We start from the raw sequence: 18,249 nt of genomic DNA, 5'->3' as shown, positions 1-18,249 counted from the left end.
GATGAACACGCAAAAGCAGCGTCCTGAAGGACTTGTCGCAATCGATAAAGAGATGGCACGCCAGTCTAGCGATGCTCTGATTTCCTTCGAGAATAATCGCGAACTGGCAGAGAAGATCGCCGGGAGTTTACGTAAAACCGGCAAGCTGCTCCTGCTGGGGATGGGCGGGTCACATGCGGTCGGTCGTGCGGTGGAACCGCTTTATCGCGCCCATAATATCGATGCAGTTGCCATACCGATTTCAGAGCAGCTTGGCGCTTCCTTACCCATTGAAGGCAAAACGGTTCTGGTCACATCTCAGTCTGGTGAAAGTGCGGAAGTTGTACGGTGGTTCGCCGAGAAAAAGGGGCAGGCCGATATATTCGGTTTGACGCTTGATGCTGGGTCGTTTCTCGCCAGCAAAGTCGACTGCCTGGTGGGGCATGGCGGCGGGGAGCTTGCATTTGCAGCAACCCGTAGCCTGACGATTAGTTTCGCTCTGCATCTGGCCATATTGGCGGCACTCGGTGACGATCCGCGAGCCGCACTCAACGTGTTGAATTCCCCCCAAACTGTGGCGATTGATGCAGCGCTTGATTGCATCGCTGATGTCAACACGATTGTAACCTCGGGGCGCTGTCTGCAGGGGGTAGCAGAAGCCATTGCTCTTGGGTTTACCGAGCTTTCGCGCGTGCCGAGCTATTCGCTGGAGGGTGGCCAACTGCGTCACGGGCCGATGGAAATGCTCTCACCAAAGGTTGCAGTTATCCTCTTCAAGGGCAACGATGCGACCGCACCGCTGGTGACGGCGATGGGACAGTCTGTTGCTGAAACGGGAGCCAAACTGGTAGTGTTTGACGCCTCCGGTGAGGCACCTGTTCCGGGTGCTGTAACGATTTCGTTTCCCGCAGCAAGCGGACTTGGCGCCATTTTCACGATCCTGCCAGCTGCGCAACGGCTCATGATGGCCTTTGCCGACCAACGTGTCGAGAATGCCGGTACGCCGGTCCGTTCTTCCAAAATCACCCGGAGCGAATGAGTGAGGCCAATTGCAATTATCGGCAACGTCAATGTTGATATGATCCTGGGACCGACTTCGGCTTGGCCACAACCGGGCACCGAGAACATTGTCAGCCATGACGAGTTGCGCGTCGGCGGTTCGGCGGGAAACTCGGCTTTGGCACTGATGGCTTTGGAAGTTCCATTTCAAATGGCAGCGAATACAGGCGCCGATCAGTTTGGACGCTGGCTCGCTGAGAATTTTGGTGATCATGCCAGACAATGGGCGGTGTTTGCTGGAAAAACCACTCTGTCCGTCGGCCTGACGCATCCGGATGGAGAACGGACTTTCTTCACGACACTCGGTCATCTGCCGCATTTTTCAATTGAAGATGCCCTGTCGGCACTTGATGGTGAGGCCTTGTCCGGCGGACTGGCCCTTCTTTGCGGAAGTTTTCTGACCGACAGGCTGGCGGATGCATATGATCAGTTTTTCGATTGGGCCGACAGCCACAACATCGAGGTGGCGCTTGATACCGGCTGGCCGGTCGAAGGCTGGACGGAGCGGAACCGAAGCCGCGCACTTTCATGGTTGAAACGCAGCAAGTTTGTCATGTTCAACGAGGTTGAGACGATCAATCTTGGAAACTCCGCCGATCCGGTGGAGGCCGCGCACAATCTCTGCCGGACGATGCCGAATGGCGGCCTTTTTTATCGTTAAATGCGGCCCGAATGGCGCCTTCGCGGTTGGACATGATGGCAGCGTCATATCGGTCAATGCGCCTCAGGTAACGGTTATCGATACAATCGGTGCGGGCGATGTTTTCAACGCAGCTTTTCTTGCGTCATTCGCCAAGGGACGCTCGGTTGAGGCCTGCTTGCAGGCCGCCACACGCAGCGCCTCGAAGGCTATTTCCACAAGCCCGCGGGCCTATATGTCGGATACTGAAGGAGCGCTTGCATGAGCACCCTGACCATAAGCAATGTTTGCAAGAGCTACGGGTCGACCGAAATCCTCAAAGGTATCGATCTGTCACTGGCCAGCGGTGAGTTTCTGGTGCTGTTAGGTGCCTCCGGTTCCGGCAAGTCGACATTGCTCAACATGATCGCGGGCCTGGCCGAACCGACAAGCGGCGACATTCGCATTGATGAGCGGTCTATCGTCGGCGTACACCCCAAGGACAGGGATACGGCGATGGTGTTTCAGTCCTACGCGCTCTATCCAAATCTGAATGTGAAGCGCAATATCGGCTTCGGTCTTGAGATGCGCAAAGTACCAGCTGCGGAGCGGGATAAAGCCGTGCTGGAAGCAGCGCGCCTTTTGCAGATTGAAAATCTGCTGGATCGAAAGCCCGCGCAGCTCTCCGGTGGCCAGCGTCAGCGTGTTGCAATCGGTCGCGCATTGGTGCGTCACCCCAAACTGTTCCTTTTCGATGAACCATTGTCCAATCTGGATGCAAAACTGCGCATGGAAATGCGTGCCGAGTTGAAACGACTGCATCAGTTGATGAAAACCACGATGGTTTACGTCACGCACGATCAGATCGAGGCGATGACATTGGCGACGCGGATTGCGGTCATGCGCAATGGGCGCATCGAGCAACTGGACACGCCTGAAAATGTCTATAACCGGCCCGCCACGCTTTATGTGGCGACATTCGTCGGCGCGCCGCCAATGAACATGCTGGAAGCCACATTCAGCGGAGATCGTCTGACGATTGACGGTACGGACACCAGCATTCCAATTGGCAACCTACCGAATATTGCGGCTGGCAGACGTATTTTGCTTGGGGTTCGTTCAGAAGCAATAGGGCGGGAGCGGAAAGATCAAAGCGTCGTTCTGCGCATGAAATGCGATATCGCCGAACTCACGGGCCCCGAGCTGATTGTAACGGGAACCGTTGGCCCACAAAGGCTCGTTGCCGCTTTGCCCCCCAGTCATAAAGTTCAGCCAGGCGAAGAGTTCGAAGTCATGCTCGATCCTGCGAATGTCCATCTCTTTGATGCGGAGACCGAACAGAGACTCAATTGATAGTGCGACGGATTATGAACGCTCATTGATGGCGGTCGCCTCATACAGTGACAATACCGCGCGCTACTTTAACAAAAGCCGTTAAAGTAGCGCGCACTCAGCGTTTTCGGCAAGTGCAGGGCTCGTAGCCACCGGCGAACAAGCGACCAGGCTTCATGCCGATCATGGCCGGAACCTCGTGCAAGGCTTGTGCACCGAGCGAACGTGCAATGGAGATTGTGGCTTCGGCGCAGATGGCCGCGTCTTCCGCCGCATTATGGTGTGCGAAGGTGAGACCGAGATACGAAGCCAAAACATTTAACTTGTGGGAGCCGAGGTCCGGCCAGACCTTCTGCGCCATTTTTACCGAACACAGATACTGAAACTCCGGGTAGCTTTGCCGATATTGGTCGAGGCATGCGCGCCAGACGCTGAAATCGAAAGCAGCATTGTGGGCGATCATCGTCGCGCCCGCGAAGTCATCTGCGAACTCATCCATGACTTCGGGAAACTCTCCGGCATCTTCGACATGCTCGGGGCGAATGCCGTGAATGGCGATATTGAATGAGGAAAACCGCATATCCTTCGGTCGGATAAGGCGCTCTTCAACGCGCACAACGCGGCCATCTTCAATCCATGCCAATCCAACTGAACAGGCGCTTCCGCGCTGTTCATTGGCCGTTTCAAAATCAACTGCGATGGTTTTCAAGGGATGCTCCGGCTGGCTTTGAAGAGCTTCTACCGTCAAGCGCATCATTTGGCAAAACCAAAGCATCGCCTGCATCCGTTTTGAAAAACCGATGCAGGCGGAATCGTGTTGATTATTTCAGCTCGACAACAGCTGCCTTGATATCGGGCTTTTGGGGAATGATACCGCTCTTGGCATACCAATAGGCAATTTTCCCAATCTGCTCGACATCTGCTGCGGTAACGGCGGTCGTCGGAACGGCATTGTTCTCACCGATCACTTGCCCCAGTTCAGCGGGTATATTCATTTCTTTGGCCCAGATGGCGCCAGCGTCCGCCTTGTTCGCCACGGCCCAGGCATTGTCTTTCTTCAGAACATCGAAAATCGCTTGCAGCTCGTCGGCTTTCTTTTCAGCAAATTCTCGGCTTGAAATCAGAACGACCGCATTGTCGGAACCAATGGCAGCGCCATCCGCAATCACCTGACCGCCATAGGACTTTTCGGCGATTGCCACAAAGGGTCCCATGTCGCCCAGGCGTCGACATGGCCTTGCACGAAGCTTGGGCCGCTGTCGCTTGGGCTAAGATAGACGCGCTCGACGCTTTTCGGATCGATACCGTTTGTCTCCAGCCCTTGCATCAGCAGATATTCGCCCGTACCGCCGCGGTTGACAGCAACCTTCTTGCCTGCCAAATCCTTGATCGACGTGATGCCAGCATCTTTCTTGGCAACAATTCCTTCCGATCCCGGCGACATTTTCTGATAGCCGAAGATCGTCAGCGGAATATTTGCCGCCAGCGCTGCGATGGCCGATGTCGAACTGCCTGCTGTAATATCGATGCTGCCCGCATTCAGTGCTTCAAAGGCTGGGGCCGCAGCCGGAAATGGGCCAGCCCATTCCACCTTAATGCCTTTTTCCGCGAGGGCTTGTTCCAGTGTGCCGCGTGATTTGGCCAGTGTTATGTCGTTGGGGCCGCGAAGCCAGCCAATGCGCACAACCTGATCGGCGGCGAACGCCGCTGTGCTCGCAAGTGTCATTGCCGCACCGGTAAGGGCGGCCAGAATTTGAAGTCTTTTCATTGAATATCTCCGCTTTTAAGGGTGCAGGACGGAATGCCGGACGCCCAGCGCTTCCAGCAATTCGGTTTCGATAGCGGCAGCGCGTTTATCTGTTCTCTGTCGAGGGTGATCGATATCGACACGCAGATCGTGACTGAAACGCCCCTGATCCAGAACGAGAATGCGGTCGGCCAAAGCGACAGCCTCCCACACATCATGCGTCACTAGCAAGGTTGCTGGCTTGTGCTTGCGCCAGAGGTTGAACACCAGATCGTGCATGCGAAGACGCGTTAGCGCATCGAGTGCGGCAAATGGCTCGTCCAGCAAAAGCAGTTCCGGTTCTCGCACCAGCGCCCGCGCCAAGGCCGCCCGCTGTGCTTCACCACCAGATAATGTCAGAGGCCATGCATTGATCCTGTGCGACAGACCGACATCGGCCAGCGCTTGCGCGGCCTTGCCGCTGTTGCAGGCGTTCGGCACACCGAGCGCAACATTGTCGATCACACTTTTCCACGGCATCAGCCGAGGCTCCTGAAACACGACGGCACGGCGTTGGGGAATTTCCAGCACGCTTGCGGGAGCTTCGTCGAGCCCCGCAAGCACGCGCAAAAGCGTGGATTTTCCTGAGCCGCTTCTGCCAAGCAGGGCTACGAATTCCCCCGGCGCGATGCTTAGATCGATACCATCAAGAATTGCCGGTCCGCCGAAGGACCGCGACAAGCCATGAATTTTTACGATGTCGCTCATGATATCACCGCAGGGCGCCAGCGCAGGGCATAGGCCTCGATTGCGCGAACCAGCCCGTCAGTGAGCAGCCCCATGAGCGCGTAGACCAGCAGGCAGATCACGATGACGTCGGTTTGCAGGAAATCGCGTGCATAAGTGATGATATAACCTATGCCACTGGAGGCATTGATCTGTTCTGCCACCACGAGGCTAAGCCATGCGATGCTCAATCCATAGCGTACGCCGACGAGCAACGAAGGCAGAGCGCTGGGGATCACGACATGCCGAATGATTTCGAGCGTGCTGAGATTGAGGGTGCGTCCAGCTTCGATCAGCTTGCGATCAACGCCGCGAATGCCGCCATGCAGTGTCAGATAGATCGGGAAGACGGAGCCAAAGGCAACCATGCCGATCTTTGGTGCTTCACCTATACCGTACCAAAGGATGAAGAGCGGAAGAAGCCCCAGAAAAGGCATTGCCTTCAGCATCTGTACCGGCGGATCGATGATGGTTTCACCGAGCTTGGAAAGCCCGGCGAAAAGTGCCAGTGCGACGCCTACGACAAGCGCGATGGAGAAGCCTGCAATGACGCGGAGGAACGACACGGCCAACCCTGTCGCAAGTTCACCCGAAGCCAGCAGCCGCAGGCCGGTTGCCGCGATGTCGACGGGCGACGCCAGCGTGCGGGCCGATAAAAGCCCCGTCATGCTCGCCAGTTGCCACAAGATTAGGATGGCGATGGGCGATATAAGCCTGCGCATCCATTGCGGGAAGCGCGGACGTATATTGGCAATGCCAGCCGAAGGAGAACCGACGTTTGTCACTTTCTCCAGAGCACTCGTATCAGCCATTGATGGCCTTTCCGGTCAGATCCCGGTCGAACAGGGTTGACCATGTAAACTGCTTGCGCTCAGCGACGGGCCGCTCGACAGGAAGGCGCGGCAATACCATTTCGCCGAAACGATAGGCTTCCTCCAGCAGTGGCATGCCCGACAGGATGAACGTATCGACGCCCACGGCCTGATAAGCTTCAAGTGTGCGAATAACCGTGTCGGGCGAGCCGACGATTGCGGTGCCGGGGCCGGGGCGGACGAGACCGATACCCGCCCAGAGATTGGGTGAGATTTCAAGGTCGCGCAGATTGTCGGGTTTCACGCCCCCATGCATTGCCGTCATGCGCTGCTGGCCGACAGAGTCCGTGTTGGAAACGAAGCGCTTGTTGCCCGCCATGGCCGCTTCATCCATCTGGTCGTAAAGGTCGGCTGCTGCTTCCCAGGCCTTTGCGTCAGTCGAGCGCACGATTACATAAAGACGGATACCGTATTTCAGTTCGCGCCCATGCGCTGCGGCGCGCGCTTTGACTTGCTTGACCTTCTCGCCCATCTGTTCGGGCGTTTCTCCCCACGAAAGATAGGTATCGACATGCTTTGCCGCGACTTCGATTGCGCTGTCCGACGATCCGCCAAACCATAGTGGCGGTGGGGCAATCGACGAACCGGCAGGAAGGGCCAGTTTTGCGCCTTCAGTCTGGAAATATTTGCCGTTATGGGTGACGCTTTCACCTGCCATAAGACGATGCCACAGCGTCAGGTACTCGTCGGCCATCAGATAGCGTTCGTCATGCGGCAACATCATGCCATAAGCGCCAAGCATCTTGGCATCGCCGGAAACGACATTCAGCATCAGCCTGCCATTGGAAAACTCCTGAAATGTCGCTGCCATCTTGGCAAGCAGCGTTGGCGCTACCAGACCCGGATGGAAGGCCAGCAGAAACTTCATGCGCTCCGTATAGGGCAGAAGGGCTCCAGCCAGCGGCCACACATCATGAGCGCCGGTGGCAAAAGCGCGCCGGTATAACCCAGATGGTCATAGGCCTGTGCAAGCTGCTTGTAGTAGCCGTAATCGACGACGCGTGAGCCCTCGGGTTTCCAGGGATAAGCGCCGTCTGGCGCGCACATGTACCAAAGGACATTCATGCTGTTTCTGCCTCGTTATGCTCTGCTATAATTTCTAGTCTGCGGCTGATCGCAGCATGGCGAAGCAGTATGTCTGCCTCCGCCTGCTGTTCGCGCAAAAGCGTGTCGTCAGCTGGCATGATGTGCCAGTTGCGTTCCTGGATCACCCGCGTCCAGGCGCGCCGCTCATTGTCGTCGGCGTCCTTGGCGAGCAGGGCTGCGGCCTGTTCAGGATGCGCGATAATCTCACGACCGATCCGGGCCAGTTCCACCGCAAACGCATCAATCACATCGTCCGGCAGATTGCGCTGTCCGATCGTCCAGAACACCGAGCGATTGGGAATTGTGGTGCCGCAATGCAGCAAGACATGGAATTCTCCACTGGCGAGTGCCTGTTCGAGATGCGGCGCCATGGCAATCCACGCCGCCACTTTGCCTGTGCGGAGAAGTTCACGCGAAGGGCTCGCCAGAAGATCATGGCGTTTCACGTCATCAAGACGAAGCCCGACTTGCTCCAGACTTTTTGCCAGAAAATAAGTGTGAAAGGAGCCATCGACGAGCGCAATATCGCGCCCTTTCAGGTCGGCGACGGTCTGGATATCAGTATCCTTGGCAACCAGTATCGCACCATTGGCAGGCCGTGGTGCAGACGCTGCGGCATATGTCACAGGCAGCCCGCTATCCGCTGCAAGAATGGGCGGCGTGGACCCCGTGCCACCAATGTCGATATTGCCGGCAATAAGCTGCTGGGCGGTGTCACGGCCTTCTGGATAAGGCACGAATTCCGGCTTGAAATCGGCAAAAGCCCCAGGCCAGCGCGACGCGAGCGTCAGATGCAGATTATTGGGGTGAAAGCCGATCTTGAATGCCATGAAAACGGGGTCCGGTTGCAAATTCGTTATATAAATTTATATAATGGGATTCAGGCAGGCACCGAAGGAAGGCTTGATTAAACCTTCGGCGAAACTTGGAAAACCATTCCGTGTTTGCTCTATTTTTGAGATTGAATGGCAAGGCGCGACGATCATGAACGAGAAAGCCACTCCAAAAGCCCATGTGCCCAAGGTGAAATGTCGGGCGGTCGGCGCAGCGTCTGATTTTCTGAAAGCCATATCCAATCCCGTGCGGCTTTCGATCCTGTGCGTCTTGCTGGAAGGCGAGCGCACGGTAAGCGAATTGGAAGACGTGCTGGATGTTCACCAGCCGACCCTGTCACAGCAGCTTGGGGAGTTGCGCGAGGCTGGTATTATCGAAGGCAGGCGCGAAGCGCGCGCGGTCGTCTATCGCGTAGCGGACCCGCGCGCCGGGCAGCTCATCGGGCATTTGCGCCTGCTGTTCTCCGATCCCGGTGCGTCTGCAATATGGAAAGGTGCCCAGCTTGGGGCGCCTGCTCCATCAGAAATGCTGGACAGCTAAGCCGGTTCAGCTATGGCCAACACTGTCGCCTACCAGTTCACGCGCACGCCGAGCTTTCCATTCCAGGCATAATTGTCGGCATCAAAGGTCGTGCTGTAGCTGACATTGCCATACCGAAGCCTTTGACATCTTGATCAGGGAAGCCAAATTCCGTCGCCCGGTTTGAGCTGGTTGTCATGTTGTACCAGGTTTGCGGTCTTTGAGTTACTCTTCTTCGCCGACACGCTCAGGGAATGAGCCGATCAACTGCCTGCCATAAATGGCTCCCATCGAAAGTATTGCAGCATAAAGGAACACTTCTGGTCCGTAATCAGGTGTTGGGTTCGGGATTGGTTGGACGGGTGAAACAGGCGGTGTTGGTGGGGAGGAGTTGGTGGTGTGGGGGGTACGGGCGTAAGCTCGGATCGGAGATACCAGTTCTCTTGAGCGGAAGCGTCAATACTGCCGCGATAAAGCGAGTATTCGTAAGGGCCAGCCACGGCTGGACCCGCGAGATGGATCGCGCCGGTCTCCCTTCGTTCCGTCATTGGCTGTATCGACCATAAGATTACCACTTCCAGTGGTGATGGCGCCTTGCCTGCCCGCATTCGTCACCTCCAACCGAGTGGAACCAGATGCCCCGCCGCCGTCGATGATCAGGCGGTCGGACAGTGAGCCGTACGTATCAAGATAAGTGTTGAACCCAATTTGACCTGCTTTACCGGGGCTTCCCCAAATGCGCGTAGCGAAAGCATAGTCGCCGGACGGGGATTTGCCTCACAGAAATATGTACATTCGTTACTGATTGGCGTGAAAGACCTTGGCCGCACCCCGCTATTGAGGGAAGCGCGGTTGCCAAAAAACCATAATTGCTTCACATAGATCGGTACGTACATTTCGCGCTGAACAACGGGGCAACACTTGAAACGCCTAAAATTTGCTTCTCTTTGCCTCCTTCTGGCAACCGTTCCACTTGCACTTGCTTTCGAGGCTGGTACACCGCCGGACCTCAAGCCGCTGCCGCAGCAGGTTCAGGCCGCGCGCCTGACCTCTGAATTTTTGTCGCGTTTTCATTATAAGCCAGTGCCACTCAACGATGCTCTGTCTGCCAAAATTATGGACCGGTTTATCAAATCGTTGGACCCGGACCGGCTGATCTTCCTTAAATCCGACATTGACGGGTTTATGGCGGACAAAACCAAGATTGACGACGCGATCAAACAGGAAAATCTGAGCATCCCGTTTTCCATCTTCAATGTTTATGAAAAGCGCATTACCGACCGCATGGCCTATGCGCGCAGCCTGTTGAACACGAAGTTCGATTTCAATGAGCAGGAGAGCTATCCGCTGATGCGGGACAAGGCACCTTGGCCTGCAACGGATGAGGAAAGCAAGGACCTTTGGCGAAAACGCGTCAAGAATGACTGGCTGCGCCTGAAGCTGGCTGGCAAGGATGATGCCTCGATCCGCGAAACGCTGGAAAAGCGCTATCAGAATTCGCTTGAACGTATTTACAAATACAAGAGCGACGATGTTTTCCAGATGTTCATGGCCGCCTATACAACCTCGGTTGACCCCCATACGGATTATTTCGGCGCCAGTGCTTCTGCCGAGTTCGATATATCGATGAAGCTTTCTCTCGTCGGTATCGGCGCGGTTTTGCAGGAACGGGACGACTACATCACGATCCGAGAGCTTGTGGCCGGTGGCCCGGCTCAGGTGTCGGGTAAAATCGCAGTCGGTGATCGCATTACGGGTGTCGGTCAAGACGAGACCGGACCGATGAAGGAAGTGGTTGGCCAGCGTCTTGATGAAGTTGTACAGCTGATCCGTGGCGCCAAAGGCTCGGTGGTGCGCCTGGATATTCTGCCTGCCAATGCAGGACCGGACGCGAAGCACCAGATCATCAGTCTGGTTCGCGACAAGATCAGCCTGGAAAAACAGGCTGCGCAGAAATCGGTGCTTGAGGTCAAGGATGGCAATGCCACGCGCAAGATCGGCGTTATCACCTTGCCTGCCTTCTATGAAGATATCGAAGCGCGCAGAAAAGGCGACAAGGATTATCGCAGCGCCAGCCGCGATGTCGCCAAGCTCATTACCGAACTGAAGCAGGACAATGTCGATGGCATCCTGTTCGATCTCCGTAACAATGGCGGCGGCTCGTTGTCGGAAGCAATTGATCTGACCGGTCTTTTCGTTGGAAAAGGTCCGGTCGTCCAGCAGCGTAATGCCAATGGCAAGGTCAAGGTTGAAAGTGATGATCGGTCGACGCCTGCCTGGCAGGGGCCGCTCGGCGTGCTGATCAATCGTGGGTCGGCGTCGGCGTCCGAGATTTTTGCGGCGGCGATACAGGATTATGGTCGGGGCGTGATTATCGGAGAACCGAGTTTCGGCAAGGGCACGGTACAGACCGTGGTCAATCTTGACGAGGTGGCGCACAATCCAGAGCCAAAATTCGGTGAGCTTAAGCTGACGATCGCCCAGTTCTTCCGCGTGAACGGAGGCACGACGCAGCTGCGTGGCGTAACGCCGGATATCAGCCTGCCCGGGCTCTTTGATCTGAAGACTGTTGGCGAGTCGAGCTTCGACAATGCCTTGCCGTGGAGCGAAGTCAAACCGGCAAAATACAAGCGTTCCGGCGATATCAAGCCACTCTTGCCTCAGCTGCAAAACCTTCACGACGCCCGCGTAAAGGATAATCCTGAGTTCCAGCAGTTTGTGGATGACATTGCGGTGTTGAAAGCACAGCGCGAAAAGGCGGAGCTTTCTCTCAATGAAACGGAACGCCGCAACGAAATGACGGCGGAAGAAAACCGTCTGAAAGCCCGCAAAAAATCCGATGATGGCTTCAACAACAGTCCGGATGACGGTCTTCAGTCGAACGAGCGAAGCCTGAGCGCAGATATCGCCATTGAGAAAACCCGCAAGAGCGCCAAGGACGTTCTGCAGATTGAGGCGGCGGGGATCGTTGCCAATCTCTCGGATATGCTGGCTGGCGCTAAGGCGGCGGCGAAATAGTCGATAATAGTCATCACCCCTATGCGGCAAATCGCGCATAGGGGTGATGGTGAATATTACCTCTGACCATTCCGGCTTAAATGGCCGCAGCACTACTGTCCGATCTTGACGACCAGTTTTCCGAAATGTCCGGCGCTTTGAAGCGCGTTATAAGCATTCTCGGCCTCACCGAATGGATAGATCTTGTCGATCTGCGGTTTGATGCCGGTACGAACAAGGGATGCAAGCGTGGAAACCGGGCCGACATAAATGCCCTGCAAGGTGATCCTCTTTTCAAGGATTGCAGCAGTTTCGATGGAACCGTTAAACCCGGTCAAGACGCCCATAAGCGATATGCGTCCATCAAAGCGTGTTGCCTTGAGGGTCTTGTTCAGCGTGGCCGGACCTGCTGAATCGACAGCCAGATCAACGCCCACATTCCCCGTTAGCCGCAGGACTTCATTTTCCCAATCGGGATGTGCCTTATAGTTGATGACGTGGTCAGCACCGAGCTTTCTGGCACGTTCCAGCTTTTCGTCGGAACTCGATGTAATGATGACCCGAGCGCCCGCCATTTTTGCAAGCTGCAAGGCGAAGATCGCCACGCCGCCCGTACCGAGCAGCAGGACGGTTTCGCCTGGCTCTAAAGGTCGTCTTTCAAAAAGCGCGGACCATGCCGTAACGCCTGCGCAGGGAAGCGTTGAGGCTTCTTCAAATGTCATGGGGTCCGGTATCCGTACGACCCCGGTTGCCGGTACGACGATACGCTCACTCAACACACCATCGACGGTATTGCCGCCAAGGCTTGCAGCCTTCTTCACCTCGGAGAAGGGGCCTTCAACCCATTCAGGCATAAAACCGATGACCACACGATCACCGATAGCGTAATCTGTCACGCCTTGTCCGATAGCCGATACCACGCCGGCTCCATCGGACAAAGGAATGCTGTCCTTGGTACGCTTCGCGACGATAAGATCGCGATAGTTTAGTGACGCAGCACGCAAATCGACTGCAATCTCTCCGCGCCCTGGCTTGCGGTCCTGTTTCTCAACCAGCCTCAGGCGTAGATTTTCATTTCCGGTCAGAATGTAACTTTGCACGGCATTGTCTCCTTTAATGCCGAACAAATAGGCCTATATTGACCTTTGAAAAAGTACGTACAAATTTGGCATGTAGTATCATGGATGATAGTGTCAGGACACGCGGCAAGCGCCGAAACGTCAGCAAAACAGGCTGCGCGGTGGAAGCAACGCTTTCAGTCATCGGTGGTGTTTGGAAACCGGTAATCCTTTTTCATTTGCTGAAAGGAAAGCTGCGCTTCAACGCACTTTGCAGGCTCGTTCCAGCAGCGACACCAAGGATGTTGACTTTGCAGCTCCGGGAGTTGGAGGCTGACGGGATCATAAACCGCACTGTCTTTCCGGAAGTGCCGCCGAAGGTGGAATATGAGCTGACGGGCCTTGGTCATTCTCTTGCGCCCATCTTGATCAGCATGCGGGACTGGGGCGAGCGCATTCAGGGCGATCAAGCGCATCCAAGCGCAAAGTGCTGAGTTGGATATATAGGGGCGACTTCATCCTTGACGGGCAACCACCTGCACGTTTAAGCGAAAGGGCAGACGGAACCAACAGCGGAAGCCTCTGCCAATGAGCACTTTGCGCATTCTCCCCAGCGCCGATATCCCTGAACTGCCGAACCGCTACAACGGCAAGGTTCGTGAGAATTACGATCTACCGGACGGCAGCCGTATCATCATCTCTACCGACCGGCTGAGTGCCTTCGACGTCATCCTGACATCGATCCCGTTCAAAGGTCAGGTTTTGACGCAGACCGCGTCCTATTGGTTCGAGGAAACGGCGGATATTTGCCCGAACCATGTTCTAGCTTATCCAGACCCGAATGTCGTCATTGGCAGACGGTTGGACATTCTGCCGGTTGAAGTCGTTGTGCGCGGCTATCTGGCGGGTACGACCAGCACGTCGATCCTCACGAAGTACCGCAAAGGCGAGCGCCAGATGTATGGCGTCACACTGCCCGATGGTCTGAAGGACAATGAAAAGCTGCCTCATCCGATCATCACGCCGACAAGCAAGGCTTTCGACGGCGGACATGATGAGCCCCTTTCCGGTGAGGAAATCCTTGAACAAGGTTTGCTGACCGCAGAACAATGGGAAACCGTGTCCCGTTATGCGCTGGCGCTTTTCGAGCGTGGACAGGCGCGCGCTGCGGAACATGGATTGATCCTTGTCGACACCAAATATGAGTTTGGAACAGACGCAAGCGGCCGCATCATTCTCGCGGATGAAATTCATACGCCGGATTCAAGCCGCTATTGGATTGCCGACAGCTATGAAGAGAGCTTCGCTGCGGGAACCCGCCCGGCGAGCTTCGATAAGGATTTCGTGCGCGCCTGGGTCACCGAGCGTTGTGATCCTTATAACGACCCGATCCCGGAAATTCCGCTTGAACTCATCGAGCAGACCTCGAAGGTCTATATTCAGGCCTACGAACAGATCACCGGCAAGACTTTTGTGCCCGATCTGACCGGCCAGACGGTGCTGGACCGCGTTCGCGCCAATCTCGAACCATATTTCGTCAAGAAAGCAAAACCGGCGCGCGCCAAGCCGACCACCCGTGCGCCGCGCAAGAAGGCTGAACCAAAAGCAGCTGTCGTGAAACCAGTTGCAAAGGAGGCTGCTGTTACCGCTCCGGCTGTTCGTAAGAGATACACACCAGCGGAACGGGCTGCCATTCTTGCAGCAGTTGCGAAGGCCACCGAGAACGGCAAAGCTACGCTGAAAGCTGTATTGCAGCATGAAGGCGTCAGCGAGCAGACCTATTACAACTGGAAGAACGCTGCTGGTAAGTCCGTAGCCCCAGCCGCTGCCACTCCTTCTGCAGGTGACGATTTGAAAGCGCTGCTGGCGTTGGAAGCGGAAAACCTCAAGCTGCGCAAGGAATTGGCAGCAAAACTTCGAGCGGAAAATGCGGAATTGCGCAGGCGTCTCGGCAAGGCATAACACTTAAAAAAACAGGCGACCGTAATTAGGTCGCCTGTTTTGCTTTCAGTAGAAATATCGGTTCATTGTCCATCGAATATTTGCGCAAACGAACGCATGAAGTGGTCGTTCTCTTCCGGGCTGCCGATGCTGACGCGAATAAAATTCGTGTATCCCTGTTGTTTCCATGGTTTGACGATGACGCCGTCGCGTAAAAGCTTCTCGGCGAAAGCAACGGAATCCGTCTTGACGTCTATGAACAGGAAATTGCCTTTTGACGGAGCGAACCGGATTTGCCGCGTGCCGAGGAAATCAGCCACACGGGCCCGCTCACGCAAAGCAAGAGCTACACCTGCCGCAAGATGTTCGCTGTCACGCCGGGCGATCAATCCAGTCGCCTGTGCAATCGCATTGGCGTTGAAGGGCGTGCGGGCGCGGTCAAGATAACCGCGCAAGGTGCTGTCGCTTGTGAGGCCGAAGCCAAGACGTGCGCCTGCCAGCCCATAGGCTTTGGAGAATGTTCGAAGCACGATCCAGTTAAGGTCGGTGCCGCGTAACAGGTCTATGGCTGATGGATAATCATCCCCCGCCGCATATTCGGCATAGGCTTCGTCGAGCACAAGCAAAGTGTTTGGAGATGTCGCATTTATAACCCGCTGTAGCGCTTTCGGATCGAGCCAGCTTCCGACCGGGTTGAGCGGATTTGCGAACATGACAAGCCGCGGGTCTTTTGCAACGGCGGCCACCAGAGCATCGACATCGACCTCCAGTGATTGTTTTACCTCGACCCGCTCGACCACAGCTCCCATGAGCGTCGAATAGTCTTCATGCAAAGGGAAGGATGGGTAAAGCGTGACGACGCGATCACCGGGGCGAAGCACAGATCGGCAGATGACCCCGATCAGGTCTTCCGATCCGTTGCCCAAGATAACCCGATTCTCCGGCAACTGAAATTCCTGCGCTATTTCGAGCGCCAGAGCGCGACCGGACGGGTCAGGATAAAGCCTCAGCAGGTCGTGCACGGAGGCGAAGAGTTCTTCTATTTTCGGGGAAGGACCCAAAGGGTTCTCGTTCGAACCGAGCTTTGCGATTTGTGCCGGATGATAGCGATGTTCGACTTCGGCAATGGTCAGCCCGGCATTATAAGGGCTAAGGGCGCGTATCTCTGGACGAATCAGACTGTTGAGCGCTGTTTGATCATCGGTCATTTCTCGTTCTCCTCTCATGGCGCGCTCTTGGATGCGGCGCGCCTTGCTAAAGAACGTTCTAAGACTAAACTCCTATTTTGTATATATATGTATAGACAAGTTCCGAAAAAGATGCCTTTATGTCGGGGAGACCATAAAAAATTGCTAAACATTACCCGCAGAATGGTTAGAAGTTCTGGCGATGTTTTGTTCAGGCAGGGTCCATAGGGGAACATGATGCAGGTTTTATCGCTTTTCGACCTTAGCGGGCGTAAGGCGCTGGTCACTGGCGCGAGCCGGGGGCTGGGACAGGCTATTGCCGAGGCTCTGGCATCGGCAGGGGCCGACGTTGCCATAACAGCGCGCAAGTCCGACGATCTGACCGAAACGGCCTCTCGCATCGCCGCTCTTGGGCGCGCCTGCATGCCGCTTTCCCTTGATGTGCGGGCCGTTGAGGCCTGCGCAGACGTGACTGCACAAGCCGCCGCCAAACTGGGCGGTCTCGATATTCTCGTCAATAATGCCGGTTATGAAGAAATACGGCCTTCGCTCGATGTTGACGAAGCGCTGTGGGACCGCATTGTCTCGACCAATCTGAAGGGCGCATTCTTTTGCGCTCAGGCCGCGGCGCGTCACATGACGGATACCAAAAGCGGCGGCGCAATCATCAATCTTTGTTCGCTCACCTCCTATGTTGGCGTACCGACAGCGGCACCTTATGGCTCGTCGAAGTCTGGCCTCATGGGGATGACGCACGCGCTTGCAACGGAATGGGCGCCGCACGGCATTCGCGTCAATGGTATCGCGCCCGGCTATTTCCGCACGTCGATGACGGACGTTTTCTATGAAAATGAAGAATGGCAAAAGTCCATGCTGGATAAAATCCCCCAGGGGCGGTTCGGTCGCATGGATGATGTTGCAGGCGCGGTGGTGTTTCTGGCGAGCACCGCATCCGCTTATATAACGGGTCAGGTTATCCCCATCGACGGCGGCTATCTGGCATCGATCTAACGTTTCGGCTCCCCGAAACTGACTTGAGACACTTACGACCGGCGTTTTCAAACGCTTCTGAATGAAACGGGAAACATCAATGGAATCCACCGGAAACGGAACTGGCCCCAATGCCAAGATCGGACCGGCTGCCGTCTCGGCCAAGAATGTCAGCATGATCTATAACGGCTTTCATGCCGTTCGGTCGGCTTCATTCGATCTTGATCAGGGACGTTTCCTGACCATTCTCGGGCCATCTGGTTCGGGCAAAACAACCCTCCTGCGGCTGATCGCAGGTTTTCAACGCCCAAGTGTCGGCGAAATTTTCATCAATGGCCAGGCGGTCAGTGCAGTTCCGTCGCATAAGCGTTCGATCGGCATGGTGTTCCAGAAACTTGCCCTGTTTCCGCACATGACAGCAGCGGAAAATGTGGCTTTTCCGCTAAAGATGCGCCGTTTCGATGCCCGGACTATCCCGGAAAGGGTCGAGCGCTATCTCGATCTGGTTCGTTTGGGCGGGCTCGGCAACAGACGCGTTCATGAGCTCTCCGGCGGCCAGCAACAGCGCGTCGCCATTGCCAGAGCCTTGGTGTTCGAGCCTGATCTTCTGCTGCTTGATGAACCGCTGGCCGCGCTTGACCGCAAGCTTCGTGAAGAAATGCAGCTTGAATTTCGCCGCATCCAGCGCGAACTGGGTGTCACCACGATCAACGTCACCCATGACCAGCGTGAAGCACTGGTCGTGTCGGATGAAATCATCGTTATGGATGGCGGTGAAATACAACAGATGGCAAGGCCGTCGGAAACCTATCGCAACCCGTCCAACGCTTTTGTCGCGAATTTCATCGGGGTTACCAATTTCATCACCGGGAAAGCTGCGTCCGTGGACGGCAGTATCGTGCAGGTGGATGCGGGGCCGAAGCTTGTTGGTATATTGGGTGACGGTCAAAAGCCAGTTGCCGCAGGCGATGGTGTTTCTTGTGCCATTCGCGCCGAACAAATCCGTATCGGTTCAAATGCTGAAGGTGCTGCCGGGCTGGATACCACGCTTGAAGGTGTTGTCACCGACGCAATCTTTGAAGGCGAGCGCATTGTGTATGAAGTGCGCGTACCGGCGCTGGGCGATGCCTTGATGCGCGTGTTCGATCACGATCCGGTCGGACACAGCCAGTTTGAAGAAGGCGCGACCGTCACGCTCGGCTGGAATGCACGCGATCTCATCGTTTTTGCAGCATGAACTGAACACCAGATTACAGACAAAACC

17 protein-coding genes and 3 pseudogenes are annotated in these 18,249 nt (G+C 55.7%); 10 read left to right on the top strand and 10 right to left on the bottom strand.

Annotated elements, in window-relative coordinates; translation table 11 throughout:
• Position 1 precedes the first annotated feature (1 nt).
• The 3 genes and pseudogenes from QLQ11_RS18470 to QLQ11_RS18460 all read left to right on the top strand — a co-directional run bounded on the left by QLQ11_RS18470 (position 2) and on the right by QLQ11_RS18460 (position 3,010).
• Positions 2 to 1,018 (top strand): SIS domain-containing protein, encoded by a 1,017-nt coding sequence (locus QLQ11_RS18470; protein WP_283735741.1) that lies wholly within the window; start codon positions 2 to 4, stop codon positions 1,016 to 1,018.
• Positions 1,019 to 1,943, top strand: a pseudogene (locus tag QLQ11_RS18465) (carbohydrate kinase family protein).
• Positions 1,940 to 3,010, top strand: coding sequence for an ABC transporter ATP-binding protein (locus tag QLQ11_RS18460; protein ID WP_121537773.1), 1,071 nt, complete (start codon positions 1,940 to 1,942; stop codon positions 3,008 to 3,010). Before QLQ11_RS18465 ends, QLQ11_RS18460 begins: the two are co-directional and overlap by 4 nt.
• Positions 3,011 to 3,107: 97 nt before the next feature.
• Here QLQ11_RS18460 and QLQ11_RS18455 read toward each other — a convergent pair whose 3' ends face one another.
• The 7 genes and pseudogenes from QLQ11_RS18455 to QLQ11_RS18425 all read right to left on the bottom strand — a co-directional run bounded on the left by QLQ11_RS18455 (position 3,108) and on the right by QLQ11_RS18425 (position 8,289).
• Entirely contained in the window at positions 3,108 to 3,698 is a 591-nt protein-coding gene (locus tag QLQ11_RS18455; RefSeq protein ID WP_121537976.1) for a 3'-5' exonuclease, read from the bottom strand.
• A 112-nt stretch (positions 3,699 to 3,810) separates the two neighbouring features.
• Positions 3,811 to 4,191, bottom strand: coding sequence for a hypothetical protein (locus QLQ11_RS18450; protein ID WP_371836047.1), 381 nt, complete (start codon positions 4,189 to 4,191; stop codon positions 3,811 to 3,813).
• Positions 4,155 to 4,757 carry an ABC transporter substrate-binding protein gene (locus QLQ11_RS18445; RefSeq protein WP_371836046.1) on the bottom strand — a complete coding sequence of 201 codons (603 nt, stop codon included), beginning with the start codon at positions 4,755 to 4,757 and terminating at the stop codon, positions 4,155 to 4,157. Before QLQ11_RS18445 ends, QLQ11_RS18450 begins: the two co-directional genes overlap by 37 nt.
• A gap of 15 nt (positions 4,758 to 4,772) precedes the next feature.
• Positions 4,773 to 5,483, bottom strand: a complete 711-nt coding sequence (locus tag QLQ11_RS18440; RefSeq protein WP_283735250.1) for an ABC transporter ATP-binding protein — start codon at positions 5,481 to 5,483, stop codon at positions 4,773 to 4,775.
• Positions 5,480 to 6,313 (bottom strand): ABC transporter permease, encoded by an 834-nt coding sequence (locus tag QLQ11_RS18435; protein WP_371836045.1) that lies wholly within the window; start codon positions 6,311 to 6,313, stop codon positions 5,480 to 5,482. Before QLQ11_RS18435 ends, QLQ11_RS18440 begins: the two co-directional genes overlap by 4 nt.
• Positions 6,306 to 7,438: pseudogene (locus QLQ11_RS18430) on the bottom strand (LLM class flavin-dependent oxidoreductase). The gene QLQ11_RS18435 and the pseudogene QLQ11_RS18430 overlap by 8 nt, the downstream one beginning before the upstream one ends.
• Positions 7,435 to 8,289, bottom strand: a complete 855-nt coding sequence (locus tag QLQ11_RS18425; RefSeq protein WP_283735254.1) for an ABC transporter substrate-binding protein — start codon at positions 8,287 to 8,289, stop codon at positions 7,435 to 7,437. Before QLQ11_RS18425 ends, QLQ11_RS18430 begins: the two are co-directional and overlap by 4 nt.
• 154 nt (positions 8,290 to 8,443) lie before the next feature.
• Between QLQ11_RS18425 and QLQ11_RS18420 the strand changes: the two genes are divergently transcribed.
• Positions 8,444 to 8,833 (top strand): helix-turn-helix transcriptional regulator, encoded by a 390-nt coding sequence (locus QLQ11_RS18420; protein ID WP_283735255.1) that lies wholly within the window; start codon positions 8,444 to 8,446, stop codon positions 8,831 to 8,833.
• Positions 8,834 to 9,268: 435 nt separating this feature from the next.
• On the opposite strand, the gene QLQ11_RS18415 is transcribed toward QLQ11_RS18420, so the two are convergent.
• Positions 9,269 to 9,550 carry a hypothetical protein gene (locus QLQ11_RS18415; protein WP_371836081.1) on the bottom strand — a complete coding sequence of 94 codons (282 nt, stop codon included), beginning with the start codon at positions 9,548 to 9,550 and terminating at the stop codon, positions 9,269 to 9,271.
• 183 nt (positions 9,551 to 9,733) lie between these two features.
• Here QLQ11_RS18415 and QLQ11_RS18410 point away from each other — a divergent pair, with 183 nt between their 5' ends.
• Complete coding sequence (locus tag QLQ11_RS18410; RefSeq protein ID WP_283735256.1) at positions 9,734 to 11,830, top strand: carboxy terminal-processing peptidase; 2,097 nt, start codon at positions 9,734 to 9,736, stop codon at positions 11,828 to 11,830.
• Positions 11,831 to 11,922: 92 nt separating this feature from the next.
• Here QLQ11_RS18410 and QLQ11_RS18405 read toward each other — a convergent pair whose 3' ends face one another.
• Entirely contained in the window at positions 11,923 to 12,909 is a 987-nt protein-coding gene (locus tag QLQ11_RS18405) for an NAD(P)-dependent alcohol dehydrogenase (protein WP_283735257.1), read from the bottom strand.
• An 80-nt stretch (positions 12,910 to 12,989) separates the two neighbouring features.
• Between QLQ11_RS18405 and QLQ11_RS18400 the strand changes: the two genes are divergently transcribed.
• The 3 genes and pseudogenes from QLQ11_RS18400 to QLQ11_RS18390 all read left to right on the top strand — a co-directional run bounded on the left by QLQ11_RS18400 (position 12,990) and on the right by QLQ11_RS18390 (position 14,829).
• Positions 12,990 to 13,361 (top strand): helix-turn-helix domain-containing protein, encoded by a 372-nt coding sequence (locus QLQ11_RS18400; RefSeq protein WP_109366064.1) that lies wholly within the window; start codon positions 12,990 to 12,992, stop codon positions 13,359 to 13,361.
• Positions 13,362 to 13,464: 103 nt separating this feature from the next.
• Positions 13,465 to 14,403 (top strand): annotated as a pseudogene (locus QLQ11_RS18395) (phosphoribosylaminoimidazolesuccinocarboxamide synthase); the annotation flags it as partial.
• A gap of 78 nt (positions 14,404 to 14,481) precedes the next feature.
• The gene (locus tag QLQ11_RS18390) at positions 14,482 to 14,829 is read left to right on the top strand and encodes a transposase (RefSeq protein ID WP_283735743.1); all 348 of its coding nucleotides are present in this window, start codon (positions 14,482 to 14,484) and stop codon (positions 14,827 to 14,829) included.
• A 62-nt stretch (positions 14,830 to 14,891) separates the two neighbouring features.
• Here QLQ11_RS18390 and QLQ11_RS18385 read toward each other — a convergent pair whose 3' ends face one another.
• On the bottom strand, positions 14,892 to 16,016 hold the full coding sequence (locus tag QLQ11_RS18385) for a histidinol-phosphate transaminase (RefSeq protein WP_371836044.1): 1,125 nt from the start codon (positions 16,014 to 16,016) through the stop codon (positions 14,892 to 14,894).
• Between the two features lie 216 nt (positions 16,017 to 16,232).
• On the opposite strand from QLQ11_RS18385, the gene QLQ11_RS18380 reads away from it, so the two are divergent.
• Together QLQ11_RS18380 and QLQ11_RS18375 are read left to right on the top strand one after the other, a co-directional pair.
• A complete protein-coding gene (locus tag QLQ11_RS18380; protein WP_283735745.1) occupies positions 16,233 to 17,006 on the top strand; it encodes an SDR family NAD(P)-dependent oxidoreductase in 774 nt (257 codons plus the stop codon).
• A 79-nt stretch (positions 17,007 to 17,085) separates the two neighbouring features.
• Positions 17,086 to 18,222 (top strand): ABC transporter ATP-binding protein, encoded by a 1,137-nt coding sequence (locus QLQ11_RS18375; RefSeq protein ID WP_171317691.1) that lies wholly within the window; start codon positions 17,086 to 17,088, stop codon positions 18,220 to 18,222.
• The last annotated feature ends 27 nt before the right edge of the window (positions 18,223 to 18,249 follow it).

Origin of the sequence: Ochrobactrum sp. SSR, from assembly GCF_030067775.1 — a bacterium.
GTDB lineage: Bacteria > Pseudomonadota > Alphaproteobacteria > Rhizobiales > Rhizobiaceae > Brucella > Brucella teleogrylli.
This window is presented reverse-complemented; position numbering and strand designations above follow the sequence as displayed.

What these genes read in the sequence shown, in the direction of transcription:
- QLQ11_RS18470 (WP_283735741.1), top strand. Translation starts at nt 2, where the DNA reads ATGAACACGCAAAAGCAGCGTCCTGAAGGACTTGTCGCAATCGATAAA.
- QLQ11_RS18460 (WP_121537773.1), top strand. Translation starts at nt 1,940, where the DNA reads ATGAGCACCCTGACCATAAGCAATGTTTGCAAGAGCTACGGGTCGACC.
- QLQ11_RS18445 (WP_371836046.1), bottom strand. Translation starts at nt 4,757, where the DNA reads ATGAAAAGACTTCAAATTCTGGCCGCCCTTACCGGTGCGGCAATGACA.
- QLQ11_RS18440 (WP_283735250.1), bottom strand. Translation starts at nt 5,483, where the DNA reads ATGAGCGACATCGTAAAAATTCATGGCTTGTCGCGGTCCTTCGGCGGA.
- QLQ11_RS18435 (WP_371836045.1), bottom strand. Translation starts at nt 6,313, where the DNA reads ATGGCTGATACGAGTGCTCTGGAGAAAGTGACAAACGTCGGTTCTCCT.
- QLQ11_RS18425 (WP_283735254.1), bottom strand. Translation starts at nt 8,289, where the DNA reads ATGGCATTCAAGATCGGCTTTCACCCCAATAATCTGCATCTGACGCTC.
- QLQ11_RS18420 (WP_283735255.1), top strand. Translation starts at nt 8,444, where the DNA reads ATGAACGAGAAAGCCACTCCAAAAGCCCATGTGCCCAAGGTGAAATGT.
- QLQ11_RS18400 (WP_109366064.1), top strand. Translation starts at nt 12,990, where the DNA reads ATGGATGATAGTGTCAGGACACGCGGCAAGCGCCGAAACGTCAGCAAA.
- QLQ11_RS18385 (WP_371836044.1), bottom strand. Translation starts at nt 16,016, where the DNA reads ATGACCGATGATCAAACAGCGCTCAACAGTCTGATTCGTCCAGAGATA.
- QLQ11_RS18380 (WP_283735745.1), top strand. Translation starts at nt 16,233, where the DNA reads ATGCAGGTTTTATCGCTTTTCGACCTTAGCGGGCGTAAGGCGCTGGTC.
- QLQ11_RS18375 (WP_171317691.1), top strand. Translation starts at nt 17,086, where the DNA reads ATGGAATCCACCGGAAACGGAACTGGCCCCAATGCCAAGATCGGACCG.